The organism is Micromonospora sp. NPDC049257 (assembly GCF_040678915.1).
Lineage (GTDB): Bacteria > Actinomycetota > Actinomycetes > Mycobacteriales > Micromonosporaceae > Micromonospora > Micromonospora antibiotica.
Window position 1 is genome coordinate 238,943 of record NZ_JBFAQU010000006.1, and the last position, 16,582, is coordinate 255,524.

15 protein-coding genes, 2 tRNA genes and 1 pseudogene are annotated in these 16,582 nt (G+C 66.7%); 6 read left to right on the forward strand and 12 right to left on the reverse strand.

Features of this window, described 5'->3' with window-relative positions:
• Window position 1: 1 nt before the first annotated feature.
• Complete coding sequence (locus AB0K25_RS12870) at window positions 2-733, forward strand: YcnI family protein (RefSeq protein ID WP_363820150.1); 732 nt, start codon at window positions 2-4, stop codon at window positions 731-733.
• Between the two features lie 255 nt (window positions 734-988).
• Here the strand turns inward: AB0K25_RS12870 and AB0K25_RS12875 are convergent, their stop codons facing one another.
• Window positions 989-2,248: a glycosyltransferase family 87 protein gene (locus AB0K25_RS12875; protein ID WP_363820153.1), complete on the reverse strand. Its 1,260-nt coding sequence runs from the start codon at window positions 2,246-2,248 to the stop codon at window positions 989-991.
• 73 nt (window positions 2,249-2,321) lie between these two features.
• Between AB0K25_RS12875 and orn the strand changes: the two genes are divergently transcribed.
• The gene (orn, locus tag AB0K25_RS12880; RefSeq protein WP_091251653.1) at window positions 2,322-2,912 is read left to right on the forward strand and encodes an oligoribonuclease; all 591 of its coding nucleotides are present in this window, start codon (window positions 2,322-2,324) and stop codon (window positions 2,910-2,912) included.
• A gap of 99 nt (window positions 2,913-3,011) precedes the next feature.
• Window positions 3,012-3,084: transfer RNA gene (locus AB0K25_RS12885), tRNA-His, on the forward strand.
• Between the two features lie 206 nt (window positions 3,085-3,290).
• Here AB0K25_RS12885 and AB0K25_RS12890 read toward each other — a convergent pair.
• Together AB0K25_RS12890 and AB0K25_RS12895 are read right to left on the reverse strand one after the other, a co-directional pair.
• Entirely contained in the window at window positions 3,291-4,586 is a 1,296-nt protein-coding gene (locus AB0K25_RS12890) for an Ig-like domain-containing protein (protein WP_219467753.1), read from the reverse strand.
• Window positions 4,587-4,758: 172 nt separating this feature from the next.
• Entirely contained in the window at window positions 4,759-6,033 is a 1,275-nt protein-coding gene (locus tag AB0K25_RS12895; protein WP_219467756.1) for an Ig-like domain-containing protein, read from the reverse strand.
• Between the two features lie 187 nt (window positions 6,034-6,220).
• On the opposite strand from AB0K25_RS12895, the gene AB0K25_RS12900 reads away from it, so the two are divergent.
• Window positions 6,221-6,296: transfer RNA gene (locus AB0K25_RS12900), tRNA-Lys, on the forward strand.
• Between the two features lie 142 nt (window positions 6,297-6,438).
• On the opposite strand, the gene AB0K25_RS12905 is transcribed toward AB0K25_RS12900, so the two are convergent.
• The 8 genes and pseudogenes from AB0K25_RS12905 to AB0K25_RS12940 all read right to left on the reverse strand — a co-directional run bounded on the left by AB0K25_RS12905 (window position 6,439) and on the right by AB0K25_RS12940 (window position 14,018).
• On the reverse strand, window positions 6,439-7,656 hold the full coding sequence (locus AB0K25_RS12905) for a site-specific integrase (RefSeq protein WP_363820158.1): 1,218 nt from the start codon (window positions 7,654-7,656) through the stop codon (window positions 6,439-6,441).
• Between the two features lie 3 nt (window positions 7,657-7,659).
• Window positions 7,660-7,866, reverse strand: a complete 207-nt coding sequence (locus tag AB0K25_RS12910; protein WP_219467878.1) for a helix-turn-helix domain-containing protein — start codon at window positions 7,864-7,866, stop codon at window positions 7,660-7,662.
• Window positions 7,863-9,101, reverse strand: coding sequence for a DNA methyltransferase (locus AB0K25_RS12915; protein WP_363820161.1), 1,239 nt, complete (start codon window positions 9,099-9,101; stop codon window positions 7,863-7,865). Before AB0K25_RS12915 ends, AB0K25_RS12910 begins: the two co-directional genes overlap by 4 nt.
• A complete protein-coding gene (locus AB0K25_RS12920; protein WP_219467884.1) occupies window positions 9,094-9,810 on the reverse strand; it encodes a hypothetical protein in 717 nt (238 codons plus the stop codon). The genes AB0K25_RS12915 and AB0K25_RS12920 overlap by 8 nt, the downstream gene beginning before the upstream one ends.
• 169 nt (window positions 9,811-9,979) lie before the next feature.
• Window positions 9,980-11,503, reverse strand: a complete 1,524-nt coding sequence (locus tag AB0K25_RS12925) for a hypothetical protein (protein WP_363820164.1) — start codon at window positions 11,501-11,503, stop codon at window positions 9,980-9,982.
• Window positions 11,504-12,097: 594 nt separating this feature from the next.
• Window positions 12,098-12,589, reverse strand: a complete 492-nt coding sequence (locus AB0K25_RS12930; RefSeq protein ID WP_363820167.1) for a hypothetical protein — start codon at window positions 12,587-12,589, stop codon at window positions 12,098-12,100.
• A gap of 373 nt (window positions 12,590-12,962) precedes the next feature.
• A pseudogene (locus tag AB0K25_RS12935) lies at window positions 12,963-13,715 on the reverse strand (IS701 family transposase); the annotation flags it as partial.
• Window positions 13,716-13,787: 72 nt separating this feature from the next.
• Window positions 13,788-14,018 (reverse strand): hypothetical protein, encoded by a 231-nt coding sequence (locus AB0K25_RS12940; RefSeq protein WP_363820169.1) that lies wholly within the window; start codon window positions 14,016-14,018, stop codon window positions 13,788-13,790.
• 471 nt (window positions 14,019-14,489) lie between these two features.
• On the opposite strand from AB0K25_RS12940, the gene AB0K25_RS12945 reads away from it, so the two are divergent.
• Window positions 14,490-14,930: a hypothetical protein gene (locus AB0K25_RS12945; protein ID WP_363820172.1), complete on the forward strand. Its 441-nt coding sequence runs from the start codon at window positions 14,490-14,492 to the stop codon at window positions 14,928-14,930.
• 187 nt (window positions 14,931-15,117) lie between these two features.
• Here AB0K25_RS12945 and AB0K25_RS12950 read toward each other — a convergent pair whose 3' ends face one another.
• Window positions 15,118-15,381, reverse strand: coding sequence for a hypothetical protein (locus AB0K25_RS12950; protein ID WP_363820175.1), 264 nt, complete (start codon window positions 15,379-15,381; stop codon window positions 15,118-15,120).
• Window positions 15,382-15,520: 139 nt separating this feature from the next.
• On the opposite strand from AB0K25_RS12950, the gene AB0K25_RS12955 reads away from it, so the two are divergent.
• Window positions 15,521-15,961 carry a hypothetical protein gene (locus AB0K25_RS12955; protein WP_363820178.1) on the forward strand — a complete coding sequence of 147 codons (441 nt, stop codon included), beginning with the start codon at window positions 15,521-15,523 and terminating at the stop codon, window positions 15,959-15,961.
• Window positions 15,962-16,582: the final 621 nt, after the last annotated feature.

The following is a 16,582-nucleotide window of genomic DNA, read 5'->3' on the forward strand; positions in this document are numbered from 1 at the left end:
GATGATCCGTATCCGGCGCTCCGCATCCGCCGCCGCGCTCACCCTCGCCGCCATCACCGCCACGGTGCTCGGCTTCACCGGGCCGGCCGCGGCGCACGTCACGGTCAACCCGAAGGAGGCGACCCAGGGCGGCTACGGCCGGTTCGCCATCCGGGTGCCCAACGAGAGCGACACCGCCTCCACCGTCAAGATCGAGGTGAACCTGCCGGAGAACGCCCCGGTCGGCTCGGTCTCCACGATGCCGGTGCCCGGGTGGACGGTGGCGGTGGAGAAGCGCAAGGTGGACCCGCCGATCGAGGTGCACGGCAGCCAGCTCACCGAGGCGGTGTCCAAGCTGACCTGGACGGCCGCCGCCGGTGGGGGCGTCAAGCCTGGCGAGTTCCAGGAGTTCCCGATCTCGTTGGGTCCGCTGCCGCAGGTGGACAAGATGGTCCTCAAGACGCTCCAGACCTACTCCGACGGCAACGTGTCGCGCTGGATCGAGGAGCCCACGCCGGGCGCGGAGGAGCCGGAGAACCCGGCGCCGGTGCTGACCCTGACCGCGGCGGCCGGGTCGCCCTCGGCGGCCCCGGCGGCGGGTGCGCCGGCCGCGAAGGACGACGACGATGACGACGACTCGGGTTCGACGGCGGTCGTGCTGGGTGTCGTCGGTCTGCTGGCGGGGCTCGGTGGGCTGGCCCTCGGCGGGTTGGCCTTCGCCCGGACCCGGCGGGAGCCGACGCCGAAGTCCTGACCCGTTCCACCGCGCACCGGCCCGTCGGACCTGTCCGGCGGGCCGGACGCGTCGTGCGGTGGCGTCGGACGGGCGTGGACGCGGTGGCGTCGGACGGGCGTGGACGCGGTGGCGTCGGACGGGCGTGGACGCGGTGACGGCCCTCCGCGCTGCCGACGCGGAGGGCCGTCTTCACCGGGGGATCGGTGCGCTGCGAGCCATGACTGGCTGACACCAGATTACCGCTAAAAGTCGGATAGTGGAATATCTGTCCCTTTATGGGGTCGGTCGACCGGTCGACCGCCGCTCCCGTCGGATCGGCAGCAGCACCAGCAGCAGCAGCGCCAGCAGCACGTACGCGTTGCGCAGCAGGAACTCCCAGGGGGTGTCCGTGCGGGCCGGCGCCACCCCCCAGTCGTAGAACGAGACCACCCCGTAGACGATCACCAGGCCGGTGCCGGTGGCGAGGGCGAGCAGCCGGCGACGGCGTCGCGCCCCCGCCTCGGTCTCCCGGTCGGCGTCGAGCGCGGCGTCCACCAGCACCACCACCGCCGGAATGAACCAGTAGATGTGGTGGGTCCAGGTGATCGGGCTGACCAGTCCGCCGACCAGTCCGGTGAGGGTGAGCCCGGTCAACCAGTCGCCGGCCGCGGCGGCCCGGGCCGCCCGCCACAGCCCGTACCCGAGGATCGCCACGACCAGCACCAGCCAGAGCAGCCGGTTCGGCTCCTGCGGCGCGTCGATCCGGCTGAGCAGCCCGAACAGCGACTGGTTGCCGGTGTAGTCGGTGCGCCCGACCCGGTCGGTGGCCCACAACTCGTGGGTCCAGAACCGCCACGAGTCGCGGGGGGCCACCGCGGCGGCCAGCAGCGTCGCTGCCGCCGCCGTGACACTCGCCACCACGGCCGCCCGCCAGCGCCGGGTCACCAGCAGGTAGACGATGAAGATGCCCGGAAAGAGCTTGAGCGCCGTGGCCAGCCCGACGCCCACCCCGGCCCACCGTCGCGCCTGCGGTACGGCGAAGAGCAGGTCGGCCAGGATCAGCACCACCAGCAGCATGTTGATCTGACCGAAGGTGATCGTCTCCCGGGTGCTCTCCACCGCGAAGACCAGCAGCACCGCCACGGTGAGCGCGAACGTCCGGTGCAGACCGTGCCGCTCGATCACCGGCAGCACCAGCCAGCGGGTGGTGACCACGACGGCGACGCAGGTCAGCGCGGTGAAGATGACGATCGTCAGGCCCAGCGGCAGCACCCCGAACGGCCGCAACAGCAGGGCACTGAACGGCGGGTACGTGAAGTACAGCTCACCCTGCACCCGGTCGGGCTGCACGTAGTCGTAGAGCGGATGCCCGGACGCCCACCAGTCCATCGCCCGCATGTAGATCTTCAGGTCGAAGAAGTCGTGCACCAGGCCCGGCAGGTAGAGCGCCGGCAGCACGGCCGCCAACGCCACCACCGTGACGACCCGGCGGGCCGTACGGCTCCGCTGGTCCTCCGGGGCGTTGACGGGGGAAGCGACGGATTCGGCGGGCACGGGGAAACCCTAGCGGTCCCACCCCGCGACAGTGCCGAGGCGCGGGCACCTGGGCTGCGCGTAGTCTGTCCCGGTGGCTGACCTTCTCGTCTGGATCGACTGTGAGATGACCGGGCTCGACCTCGGTAGCGACAAGCTGATCGAGGTGGCCGCACTGGTCACCGACCCCGACCTCAACGTGCTGGGTGAGGGTGTGGACGTGGTCATCCACGCCGACGAGGCGGCCCTGGAGGCGATGCCGGAGGTCGTCCGCACCATGCACGCCAAATCGGGTCTCACCGAGGAGGTGCGCCGCTCCACCGTCACCCTCGCCGAGGCTGAGGACCTGGTCCTGGAGTACGTCACCAGCCACGTGAAGGACCCGCGTACCGCGCCGCTGTGCGGCAACTCGATCGCCACCGACCGGGGCTTCATCGCCCGGGACATGACCCGGCTCGACGCCCACCTGCACTACCGCATGATCGACGTGTCGTCGATCAAGGAACTGTGCCGGCGCTGGTACCCCCGGGTGTACTTCGGCCAGCCGCGCAAGGGGCTGGCGCACCGGGCCCTGGCCGACATCCAGGAGAGCATCCGGGAGTTGGAGTACTACCGGCGCACCCTGTTCGTGCCGCTGCCCGGCCCGGACGTCGAGACGGCGAAGGCGATCGCGGCACAGCTCTAGGCCGGTGCCGGCCGGCCGGCGGAACCCGCTGGACGGCCCCCGTCCGGGTGTGGCTATTATTAGTCCGCACCCGCCCGGGAAACCGGCGCGGACGGCATGGTGGCTGTAGCTCAGTTGGCAGAGCACCGGGTTGTGGTCCCGGTTGTCGTGGGTTCAATTCCCATCAGTCACCCGGTTGGTGGATCTGCTCCACCGCAGCTCAGGCCCCCTCAATCGAGGGGGCCTGAGTCGTTGTAGGGGGCCAGGGGCTGGCCCGGCGGGCAGCACACCCCGCACGCGGACCGGCCCCCGCCTGATGACGGGGGCCGGTCGTGGAAGATCGGCGTGGGCCGGTCGGTCAGGACCCGGCTGGCCGGCTGCGGTCGGTCAGGGCGTCGGTCAGGGCGTCGGCTCGGCGCTCGGCGTGGCGGTGGCCCCGTCGGGGGAGGCGTCGGTGTCCGGCTGCCCGGCGTCCGGGTCGTACGGCAGGGCGCTGCCCTTGACGTACTGGTCCCAGCTCATGTTCCAGTCGGTCCAGCCGTTGCCGTTCTGGAGCTTGCGTTCGGTGCCCTTGACCGTGATCGGGTCACCGATCTTGGTGTTGGCGAACAGCCAGGCACCGTCCTTCATCGACACGTTGACGCAGCCGTGCGACACGTTCGTGGTGCCCTGCTGACCCTCCGACCAGGGGGCGGCGTGGATGAACTCGCCACCCCAGGTGAGCCGCTGGGCATAGTCGATCTTGGTGCGGTAGCCCTCCTCCGGGCCCAGCTCCTCCATCGTGTCGAAGACCGTCTTGCGGAGCTTCTCGATCACCACCATCGTCCCGCTGGACGACGGGGTGCTCTTCTTGCCCAGGCTGACCGGGATCGTCTTGACGACCTTGCCGTCCTTGGTGACGGTCATCCGCTTGGTTTTGTTGTCGACCTGCATCACCACCGACGGGCCGACCTTGACGTCCACCGTCAGGTCGGACCGGCCGTACCAGCCGCCGCCCATCGGCAGCCCGCCGGCCCGCACCTGGTACGACACCGTGGTGCCCGACTGCCAGAACTCCTTGGGCCGGTAGCGGACCTCGGTGGGGCTGACCCAGTGCCAGACGCCCTCCTGGGCCGGGGTGCTGGTGACCGTCATCCGGCGCTGCACGTCGTCGCGGTAGTCCTCCGGCACGGCCCGACCGAACTTCACGATCAGCGGCATGGCCACCCCGACCACCTGGTTGTCACCGAGGAAGCTGGTGACCCGCACCTGCTTGTCCGGCTTGGCCATCACCGTGAAGGCACTGGTGGCCGTCGCCGGCTTGCCGTCCTCACCGGTCGCCGTCACCGTGGCGGTGTACTTCTCCCCGTACTCCAGGGTGCCGTCGGGGAGCCAGCTCGCGCCGTCCGCGGCGAGCTTGCCCTCGACGGCCTTGCCGGCGGCGTCGGTGAGCGCGACGGTGGTGTCCTTGGCATCCTTGGCGGTGAAGACGATGCCGGTGGAGGCCGGGACGTCGGTGGCGTCGGCCTTCGGTTCGGTGATCGTCGCGCTGGCCTTCGGCGCGGCCTCCTCGCCGCCGCCCTGCCAGCTCGACGGCTTGTCGCCGCCCGAGCCGGTGCAGGCGGAGGTGAGGGCCAGCGCCGCGGCGAGGACCCCCGCCGCGAGCACCCGGCGGCGACCGGTACGCCCGGTCAGGTGGTCCTGGACAACTCGCATGATTCCCTCACAGTCGTGGTCCCCGATGTCCCATCGTCCCTCACAGACGCGGCGGCACGCCCGTCGGTTGCGAAGGGTGAACTGAAACACGCCGCCGAGCGGGGTGCGATGACGATGGGTCACCGGCCCGTGCCGCTCCGGGTCGGCGACCTGCGTCGACCCGGAGCGGAGGTCAGACCAGCGGACCCGAGCCGCCCTGTGGAACCGGCAGCGCGCTGCCCTTGACGAACTCCGCCCAGGTCAGGCTCCACGCCGTCCACCCGTTGCCCGCTTCGAGCTTGCGTGGGGTGCCCTTGACCGTGATCGGGTCGCCCACCTTCGTCTGGGAGAAGAGCCACCTGCCCATCGCCATCGACACGTTGACGCAGCCGTGCGAGACGTTGCGCCGACCCTGCACCCCCTCGGACCACGGTGCCGCGTGGATGTACTCGCCGCCCCAGGTCAGCCGTTGGGCGAAATCGATCTCGGTGCGGTACTGGTTGGCGGGGTCCGGCTCGTCCATCGTGTCGAAGACGGTCTTCTCCTTCTTCTCCATCACCACCATGGTGCCGCTGGAGGAGGGAGTGCTCTTCTTGCCCAGGCTGACCGGCAACGTCTTGATCAACTGGCCGCCCTGGAACACCTCCATCTGCTTGGTGGCGTTGTCCACCTTCATCTCGAAGGCCCGCCCGATCTTGGCGGTCGCCGACCGGTCCACGTTGCCGTACCGGCCGTTGCTCAGCGGAATCCCGGCCAGCGCGATCCGGACGCTCAGCGTCGTCCCCGGCTGCCAGTACTCCGGCCCCCGGTAGTACGCCTGGGTGCCGCTGGACACCCAGTGCCAGGCACCCGGCTGCGGCGGATCAGTCTTGACGAACATCCGCTTCTGGACGGCTGCCCGGTCCTTCTGCGGAATGCCCGGACTGAACTCGGCCACCACCGGCATGGCCACGCCGTAGGTCCGGTCGTCGAAGAGGTAGAGGCCGGAGCCGATCATCGAACTCGGCTTGGCCATCGTGGTGAACGTGCTCACCCCCTGCCGGGGCTGGCCGTCGGCACCGGTGCCGATCACCGTGGCCTTGTACTTCGTGCCGTACTTCAGTGCCGACGACGGCACCCAGGAACTGCCGTCCAGCCGCAGCTTCCCGCCGACCTGCTTGCCGTCACCCGTCGTCAGGGTGACCGAGGAGACCTTCCCGCCGCCCGGGAGGTCGGCGCTGATCTCGGTGCTGACCGGTCTGCCCTTCGCCCCGTCGGCCGGACTGACCGCCAGGCCGTCCGCCACCGGTGCCGACGGCGACGCTCCGCCGGACTGCGCCGGGGTCACCGCCTCGGCGCTGGGCGAAGCCCCGGTGCCGCCGACGAACTCGGCTTCCTTCTTCTGGTCGCCGCCGCAGCCGGCCAGAGCCAGCGACGCCGCCAGGACGAGAGCGCCCGCCATCGCCCCGCCCCGCGTGAACCTGCCCATCCCCACCTCTGTTCTCGCGTACCTGGCGGACATCGTGCCCCATGTCGGCCACCAGCTCGATGCCGGAAGCTCTCCGGTGGGGGGATCTGAAGCCTTTTGCCCGTTAAGCTCGCCCGAAGAGTGGAGCCGGGTATCGGATTGGAACCCCGCTCATGGCCCGTGCTAGTGTTCTCTCCGTTGCCAACGAGCGCCGCTAGCTCAACTGGCAGAGCAGCGGACTCTTAATCCGCGGGTTCGGGGTTCGAGTCCCTGGCGGCGCACCACAAAAAGGCCCTGACCAGCATGTAGCTGGGCAGGGCCTTGATGTTTGTCTATGTAGTTTTGAACCACCCCCCGTAAACCCCTCAGTAACGCCGTGGGGCGATCACATTCGACGGGGCGGGTGGTGCTGCCGCCGCTGCCCGGCTATGCGGTCGGTTGCGGGCCAGGGCCGGGGTTCTCCGGATCGCCTGACGTTGGCTTTCCGCCGAGCTGTTCGAGGATGGCGGAGCTGTCCGGGGCGAGGGCGGCCTTGACGATGTAGTGCTTCTTGGTGATCTCGTTGCTTCCGTGCCCGAGCTGGGCGGCGGCGCTGTCGGTGTTGGCCTCCCTGTCGATCAGGGTGGCGACGGTCTTGCGGAAGGTGTGCGGGGTGACCCATTCGAGGCCGGTGTCGGCGCGGGCTGCACGCCACTGTCGGCGGACGTTCGGCGGGGAGAGCCAGGTGCCGCGTCGGGAGGCGAAGATCGCGTCGTGCGGGTTGTCGGCGGCGTCGAGCTTGCGGGCCATCAGCATCCCGACCGCGAAGCGGGGCAGGACCACTGACCGGAAGCCCGCGTCGGTCTTCGTCCACTCCTGGCGGAAGAAGCCCTGGCCTTTGACGTAGATGATGGTGCCGCAGATCGTCAGGACGGGGTGTTCGACGGCGAGATCGAGGTCTTCCCACCGCAGCGCCAGGATCTCGCCGATTCGGGCGCCGGTGGCGAGCATGAGGTCAACGATGTCGGCCAGGTCGCTGGTCGGGCGAGGGCCTGACTTGCCAGGGGTCGGCTGTTGCCATCTCCGGATCGCTGAGCGCACGTCGTCGAGTTGTTCCCGTTCGAGGGCGACGACGGTCTTGCGTGGCTTGCGTAGGCGGCTGGTGTCGCGGATGGGGTTGGTGGTGAGCGCGCCGCGACGTACGGCCAGGGCCAACATCTGGCCGAGGACCACCTTCGCGCTCTTGGCGGCCGAGGGGCGATCCTCGGCGATCTTGCGCAGGAACTTGTCGATGCGGCCCGCGCTTGCCTCCCGGATCCGTAGGTCACCCAGGGCGGGCACGATGGAAACCCGCACGCTGATCTCGTACCTGCTGATGCTCTGCGGCGAGACGCGTTCCTCTGCGGTGATCTCTTCCAACCACAGAGCAGCGAGCGTGCTGACGTGCGTCTCCCGGGTGATCTCGTCGTCGTTGGGGGCCACCCGGTCACGTAACTTGATCTTCAGCGCTCGGATGGCGGCCGGGCCGGTGGTGTCGGTGGCCTCGACGTCGCGGGTCTTGCCGTCGTGGTCGCGGTATCGGGTTCGGGCGCAGTACCGGTTGGGGCCGAGCTTCTCGGTGCGGATGTTGCCCCAGGTTCCGATGGGTAGTGGGGGTCGGGCCATGGCTCAGCGCTCCGGGTCGGTGTGGGCGTCGAGCCAGCGTTCGATCTCGCTGCGTCGGTAGCGCAGGGTGTTGCCGACGCGGATGGCGCGTGGTCCCTTGCCTCGGCTGTGCCAGGCGTAGAGGGTGTTCTTCGGCTTGCCCAGCCAGGCCGCGACGTCGTCGATGGTCAGGAGGGGGTCGGGTCGCCACTCGGCGGCCGGGGTGTTCACTGCGGGCCCGTCGTGGTGGGTGAGCCGGGCTGGGGGTGTGGCCTGGGGGGATCGTCGGACCACCGGCGGTCGATGGGGGCGCGTCGTACGTCCCCTGGCGTGGGGTGCAGATGGGGCGGGCACGGATCGGGTGTCCTTTCATCGTCCCGGTCCGGGCGGGACCGGGGATCGATGGCGCTGCCGCCGGGACTGGCGTTTCCGGCGGGCACCGCCTGTGCACGTCGATCCACGCGTTGCTGGGTGAAGTCATCAAGCTGGTTAGCGTGCGCCGTGTTGCGCACAAACCAGCTCGCGGCATCGTGTGGGGCGGAGTTCAGCGGCGCGCGAAGGACTGCCACGTCTTCGTGTTGCAGGAGCCATTGCGGGTCGCCGGTGGCGATGGCGTCGCGGATGTTCTTCTGCTGGAAGAACGAGGCGCGGGGGATGATCCGGCCGTCGCGGACGCCGCAGATGAGGGCGATGCACTCCTCGACGAGTTCGAGGCCGGCGTTGGTGCCTGCGGCGGCGACCATGCCGGGGATGTCGACGAGTTCGCCGTGGCGGCGGTAGGGGCGGGCGGTGACGTGTCCGCCGGGCCGCAGGAGTTGGCGGCAGCCGGTGAGGATCGCGGTGAACCCGTCGGCGAGTTGGCCGGGGGTGCGGTAGGCGAGGTTGTTGCTGCTGCCGTACCGGTGGTTGATCTTGCGGACCTGTCCGCGTCTCGGGCCTGGTGTGCGGACGTGGCCGTGGGTGGACGGCCCGTAGGGCGGTGAGGTGATCACCAGGGAGACTTGTCCGTGCAGGCTGGCCGGCAGCAGGGCCGGTAGGGCGGTGGAGTCTCCGTGGTAGATCTCGCCCCGACCTCGCGCACCAGCTTTGAGGGCGTGATGGATGTTGTCGGCTGCTTTGGCGACCCATTCGGCTTCGTACTCGACGCCGACGCCGTGGCGGCCGAGGTGCATGGCTTCGATGACGGTGGTGCCGATGCCGGCCATGGGGTCGAGGACCACGTCGCCGGGGTTGGTGTAGGTGCGGATGGCGTACCGGGCGATGGTGGGCAGCATTTTGCCGGGGTGGGTCAGTGACTCGGGGGTGTACCGGCCGCGTCGTAGGTCGCGGGACGGGTGTTGGCCGGTGAGCCAGACCGTGCCGAGGTAGCCCTCGGCGAGCAGGGCCACCAGATCGGGCCCGTCAGGGTACGGCGGTTCGGAGTTGTGCAGGCCGGTGGCCCGTTGCGACGGACGAGGCTCAGGCATGGGCGTTCTCCTCACCGGTGGCGGTAGTCCCGAACACGACCAGGTCCCGGAACGTCGGAAGGTGCCGGCCAGCGAGCAGCCGCCGTCGGTCGTCGCCTTCGTCGGGGCGCTGCGGGGTGGTGCGCGGTTCGTGCTCGGGGAGCGGGACGAGGAGGGCGGGTATGTGCTGGTGGTAGAAGAGGCCGGCGGCGCGGGCTGCGGCGATGACCGTCGCGCGGTAGCTGAACCTGCCGGGCGGGGGTGGTGTGGTGGTGAGTCCGGCGATCAGGAACCCACCGGGGCGCAGCAGTAGCCGCCAGGTGCTCATCGCGGTCGTCGGGTCATCGGGGGAGTCCCCCTCGGTCGTCCGGGGTAGCACCGCCAGGATCAGGTCGACACCCCGATCGGCCGGGTGAGGAACGCCAGAGTTCGGACCTGCGGAAGGTGAAGGCCACAAGCGCAGACCGTGGGGGTCGGTGAGTAGTTGGGCTGGTATCCGGTGCAGGTAGGTGGTCGCGGCCAGGGCGGCGGGGTGCGCGTCGAGGTCGAGGACTACATCTCCGGCGTCGGTATACCGGCGGATGAGGTAGGCGAGATGGTTCGGGGATAGTCCGTGCCAGTCCGGCACTTCCGGGCTGTGCGTTCGCCCTGTGCGGGTGTGGGGGAGGAGCAACCCGACCGGGACCGGCTGAGGCTGGTCGTCGGGAGTGGTGGAGCTGGGTTTCGGCATGGCGTGTGGGCCACATCCGCCGACGAGCGCTGACACCAAGGGATTACAAATCCGGACCTCGGATTGGAAGTCAGACCCCACGCTGACGAGGAGGCGTTAGCCGATGTTGGCCTGAACCTCGTCCGATGCACGACCAAGGGTCTGCTGGACCGATAGGTGACAGTTTCAGTCACGCGGGCCTGACTGGCGGGTCCGCTGACAGCGATCTGACCACGGGCGTCGCACCGTCGGAGGACACGAACCGTACGACAACCGAGGCACCGATGCGGCCTGCAGCCTCGACTTCAGCTCGATTCTCCACAACGACGCGGGGGAAGCGGACCTCGACAGGACCGAGGTCTAGCTGCATGCCGGCGCCGCCGACGACGAGACTAGGCTGTGTCAGCACGAGCTCGCCGGGCTCGGCAGACCAGAGCGGGTGTTCCATGAAGGCGATGACGCCGTCGGCGGTCACAGTTCGTTCGAGGACCGCATTCGGCCAGCTTCCTTGACCTGTCGACAGAACCGACCAGGCCATCGCGAGCGTCAGAGCATCTACTTCTGTCAGATCATCTGGTATCGGCTCTGTCAGCCCTAAGTGCTCCTGGAGGTCGTCGAGCAGCAGGACGAGGTCAGCAACATTGGCCAAGTCGGCCATCATCGGAGTTGGTAGATGAACCAACCGCTGCCTGCCGGACCAGACGTGCAGCGATGCCCCGTCAACAACGCATGCCTTGACTATCTCGGCCATCGGGCGCAGCGTCGACGGTAATTGTCCGGCCGGACTCGCCCATCCAAGCTTCAACTGCCCAACCAGAGCCTGCCAGCCATCGTCTACCCTCTCGGCTGGTGGCATCTGGTAGCTCATCTGCAGGTGAGCGGTCACCGTGCGGGACACGTCGGTGCCGACGATTGTCGCGCCCATGGAGCCGGCGAGGTGAGTGGTAAAGCTGATTGGAAGGCGACTCACCTGGTTGCCGTTGCTGTCCTCGGCGACCAGGTGGAGCAGTACTGGGGTCGCCAGCTCGGCCTGCGGCGAGCTGAACTGAACCGTTCCCGGCCCGGAGTCGGGAGGAAATAAGGCCTGCAGGTCCTCCGGGAGCACCACCGTCACGTCTTCGACGAAACGCTCCTCAACGGTCACCGAGCCTCCGAATGCAACCGCGTCCAGCCAGCTTTGCTGGACGGCGGCAGCTGCGGTGTCGTCGGCTGTGAACGCGAACTTGCCGCGCACGGTGAAGGTTGCGTCGTTGCCGGGTCGGGGCGTGACCTCGACCCGTTCGTAGTTCTCACCAACTGAGATCTTCCAATCCCACCGTCGAGGTGCCAGCTCGGAGGCCCGCGTGTGAAGGATTCGCTGTCGGCGGAACAAGTCAGGTATGCCGTTGACCATCCCAGCCTGCTCCATACTGAGCTCAGCGAGACGCTGGCTGACTTGGTACTCCTCGCCTTCGAGGAAGCGGCGCAGGCCCTCGTCCTGGTTGAACTGATCGTCGAGCCAGTCGATGCACCGCCGGTCCAGTCTGACGTCCGGGTATTGGGCTTCCAGACTCTCCCACCAGACAATCTCCGCTGGCGAGAACTCAAGTGGGACGATGAGGAACCACTCCGATGGCGAGTGCCTCCTGACGGCATTGGCTAGCGACTTCTTGGTCTGCGACCGCCGTGACCCGGTCATTCGGCCCGTGAAGGACTTCACCTCGTAGACCCGCATGCCATCCCCGGAGAGATAGCGTGTGTGGGTGTAGCTGTCGCGGCCACCGGTCGCCCCCGGTGCCATCGACGCCTTGCGCTTGAGGGTCGACCTTCTTGATGAGCATCTTCATCGCGCGCTCGAACCGTGCCGGGTCGCGCGTAGCCGACGGCCAGTGGATCATGAAAGCCCCTCATACCTCAGTCGGCGAATCATCGTAGCCCAGCGCTGATGTGCAGCCGCAACGACACTTGCCCCTGCGACGTAACAGCCATGGAAGCGAGCGTGGATGGCATCGGAGCGCGGCGATCAATAGCGGTAGCCACCCGGAAAGCCTGACGGATTCCGTTTGGCAACTTCGCCCCGTCCGGCCGCGATCGGTCGACGGTGAGACGTCACGTGGTGGAAGACCACTGGGAGGATCGGGGCTGTCGTCCTGGTCCTGGTCGTCTCCGGGACTCGTCGCCGGTTCCCTTCATGGAACCAGGGGATGACGCGCGGGGCGGGCGTGGGCTTCGGGCTGGCTGTCCGCGGTGAGGTAGGCGACCCTACGTGAGGCCAGGATTCTTCGGCGTTTTCGGGCCCCTGCTCAGTCCGGTCGGTGACGGGGATCGCTCAGGCTGCGAGGACATCACGAAAGTCCTTCAGCAAGTTCTCCAACTCGTCTACCTTGGCGGCGAGCTCGTCGAGCTTGGTCTCGTTCTTCCGGTCAACCTGGATGGTGTCCGAAGTGTTGACCTTCCGCAGCGCCCGTTCGGCCGCCTCGCTGCTAGACCCGTTTCGCACCGCATTGATGATCGCAGCTGCCTCGCTCGTCGCCCTATACACGACGACGTACTCGTTCTGATTGCGTGGCAGGTCAATGGGCAGGTGTGCAAGCCCCACATCGGTGAGCGCCTCACTGATGCGAGCCACGACGTGGACCTTGAGTCGGGTCAAGCCGGTTATCTCACGAAGGCTCCACATGCTCACGCGCAGCACGCCGCCATTGGCGTCCACGTCATCCCGAAGCTCCTGCCAGGAGCTGTAAGTCGTTTCGTATTCCTCGTACTCGTCATCCGCGACAGCCACTTGACCTCCCCGCCACTCGAACTCTCTACTAACCATGTTAGTTTAAAAACCTAGTCTTTGCAAGCTAAATTTTTAAACCTGGGGGCGCCTGGGTAGTGACTCGCTGCCTGGCCGAATAGCGTCGATGCGGCGGTCCAAGAGGACGCCCAGGTCGCGGTCGTGGGGCACCGCGATCCGCAGGCCGACCTCGGTCAACACCGTCTTGCCCCGCACCCCGTTGCGGGAGTTCCCACCGTTGTTCCCGGCCGGGTCGCCCTTGCCGTAGCAGGTGGTCGGTGATCTCACCGGTGAGAGCAGCTCCAGGACCCGCTTGGTCAGCTGCTACAGCAGCCCGCCCTTCGTCAGTGAGCTGCAGACCCGCCACCAGGGCAAGCCATCTCAGATGCCACCTATCGGTGCAGCAGGCCCGGCCGTGCGCGCCGGCGCCGGCCGAGAGCCGGCAGCACGCCCGAGCGGGCAGGGCGGCAACGAGTTGGTCAGCACGGGCCGTTCCCATGGTGGTGGTGATCATGTCGTCGTTGCGGCGGGTCGCGACCACATAAGCCACATCCCGGTGTTCCAGCCACACCCGCAGGGACTTCGACTGCCCGTATGCCTCGTCCATCGTCACCCACCCCACCGGCACCCCCGCGTCCAGGGCACGGGCGAGCATGGTGCGGGCCATCTGCACCTTCGTGGCGAACTCCACCTCGTCGGGGATCCCGGCGGCCCGGCACCGGTCCCGGTCATCGGTCCACGACGCAGGCAGGTACAGCTGCCGGTCGATCAAGGCGTGACCCTTCGCTGAGCGGTAGGCAAGGAACACCCCGACCTGGCAGTTCTCCGTCCGACCAGCCGTGCCGGAGTACTGACGCTGCACCCCCGCCGACCGGACGCCCTTCTTCAGGAACCCGGTGTCATCGACGATCAACACCCCCGCCGGGTCACCGAGATACTCGACCACGTAGTCGCGCACATCGTCCCGGACGGCGTCGACGTCTCAGTCCGCCCACCGCAACAACCGCTGCATCCCGTCCGGCGACACATCCCCGGCCTGCTCCGCCAAGGTCCAGCCGTTCTTACGACCCAGGCCGGAGACCAGCCCACACAGGTACTGCCGTGCCCGCCGACGCGGCTCCGACCGGCGAAACCGAGGCCCAATCCGGGCATGCAGCCGGTCCAACTCCCTACGCCAACGATCAACATCAACATCCGCCACAGGCAGACCAACGAACCCGACCCGAAGACGATTCGCCTACTGCCGTTGCAGTACTAACGCCTCACCACGTCGAAGGCCGAGGGCGAGCGCGACCGCGTAGAGGGCATAAAGGCGATCCCCGCGATCGGTCTTGAGCAGTAGCTTGGCCTCTTCTCCGGTCAGAGGGGTGAACCGTGGGCGGTACCGGTGGGCCAGCCGCAGGTTGCGAGCCGGGTTCTCCGCAATGAGCCCGTCGACCACCGCATCCTGAAGGGCGGCCCGGATCATGCGGTGCAGGTGCCGGATCGTATGACCCCAGCCTCCACCTTCCCGGCGGAATCCCAAGCGAAACGATGTTGCCCGGGTTGATGTACTCCACGCGGTAGGGCTGCCTTGCCGGATACGTCGGTTGTTGCGTCATCTAGAAGCCAGAAGGTATGCCGTCACCTTAAGCAGTCCTTCCAATCGCAAGCTGGTCAGCGTAAAGGGACCTGCCAAGTCTCACTCCCTGCACTCCTCCCAGATCATGGCTCGCCTGGCTAGAACCCGACTGAGCATGCAGGGATCACGGAGCGTGGGTATAACTACTACCTTCACGGGCCAGTGCACGCCTTGACGTACTGCACATCGACAGCAACTCTCAGCAATCGAAACGGCGGCAGAACCGAGCCGAGGGGTTTACAGTTGACTAAAGCGAGGCGCAGGATGGTCGCGCAAGGGGAGTACTGCACCGTGGAGTGCGCCGTCAGGGAGGACGGGGTGACATCGCCAGCCGCAGCGTTCCTTGATCAACTTGCCGAGGGGGTCTGGATTGAAGATCCGGATCTTTCTGGCATGCCTGACGATGCCCAAATCGGCGACTGTGACAAGCTGCTCGTATGGTGCCAAATCCTCGCCGACGATGGGCTGCCGCCCTACACGCACGCCGTCAATTACCTTCGAGACGGAATTTGGGAATTCAAAATCGGCGCGAAGAGGCTTTCCTTCTACGACACGCCAGGCGACGGCAGCTATACCCCAAAGGCCAAGATCAGAGATCGCGACGAAGCCGTCAACGACGATGAATTTTGGTGGTTTCCGGACTTCGATCCAGAAATTCGCCTTGGCTTCGCCTTCCCAAAAATGGGCCCAAAAGCACTGCCAAACGACATAGCAACCTCGTTTAAAGTCAGAGAGGAGGATTTGAGTCATGACGTATAAGGGTGCCGGCGAGCCATCCATGTTCGAGCAGCGGCAAGCTACTTCCGCTGGAGCCCAAGGGCTGTCGGCTGCACGGTTTGCGCTTCAAGTGATAAGACTCTTCCTTTCGGCCAAGGGTGAGTCAGGCCTATCTGCCAAGGAAATCGCGTCCCGCCTCCAAATAACGGAAGGGCGGGTTTCTCAGGTCCTAAATGGCGACGGAAACGTTCACGTAGCCACGTTGGCTCGGTTCATGCACGCAATGGGATACGATATTTCGCTTCGCGCTATACCGTTTGTAAAGGGGCGAAAGGCGCTTGAGATCACGTCTCGGCGTGAGCGTCGCCGCCGCGAGCAGGATCAGCAGCGTGGAGATTTCGATGTCTACCAGCAGCTCTTCCTGACGACCGACGGTGTAATGCAGGTGCCCATGTTCGTGCCGACGGACGACATCCTTGGGTGTGTTCCACACGGCATGCCTACCTACGCCGGTCGAGTACGTGTTGCTGCGCTGAGAAGGTCAGGTGCCTCTCTTCGCGCACGTACGGCAGGCCATAACTGGCAGACCAAGCCGGACTCGGCTGAGATTTCCGTATAGCTTGGAGAGAGCATTGTCCCCATCCAACGCGACGTTCGTTGACGCGCTCGAACTTCGCGCTATCGTATTAGATGAGTGTAGCGTTAAGCGTGGAGACGCTGACCACGACAAGCCTGGTGAGGTTGCGTCAACCATAACGATCGAGCCGACTTATGACGGCAACGGGAAGCTCTTGACCTATTCCATCAACGCGCACCACACCTTCAACAATTCTGAAGGTCAGGTTGTGGTCAATATTGATGTCTCAATGGCGGCACTTTACGATGTCCATGGTGAGCTTGAGCCAAGCGAGGAAGAGATAGAAAGCTTCGGATCGACGAGCGCGCTTGTTCACGTTACGCCGTTTTTTCGAGAGTTCCTTGCAACGATGACCAATCGCCTGGGCATGCCTGTGTTCTACCTACCCATGCTCAAGGTGCGCAAGGCGAGGGCAGGCAAACAAGACGCCAAATGAGGCAGGGATAGGTAGGGCGAGTGACTAATGTGGCGAGAAGTAGGCCGCTGAGATTCCCCGTTTTGCCGGGGGTTGGCCATCTGGCACCGGTGGGCGAAAGCTGAACGATAGCCGTCTTGCCTTGTCGGGCCTGGTGGGTGTGCCAGGCGTTTTTTACCCGTCTGGGGATCGTCAGGCGATGTCTTTCTGGCGACGGCGGGTTTTCACCGACGATGGCCGCATTGGCGGGGAAGGGATCGATTACTAGGTCCCGGAAGTTGCGGAAGTTCTTGATCACAATCCGGCTCACACGCACTGTGGACTCTCTCTCCGCCAAGGGCCGGCAGCTCCGCCCAAGAGCCACCCTCGTACTCCAGCGGGGCCCTTGGTGTTGGTCACGTCGAAGTCGACCGTCGTCGGAGCGCAGGGTACCCCTACTGCCGGCGGCGGATCCGTACGACCTACGCTAAAGGGCTTGCAGTACCGGCAACGACGGGTGCCGGCCGAGTCGATGGTGCCGATCACCAGTTGACCGCATCCGGTGCTGCTGGATCGCTGAGCTGTAGGTGCCGCGCTGCGCGACCCTTGCGCAGATTGCTGCCCCTGGAAATTGACGGCATAAAGGCCATGGGATCGGCAGGA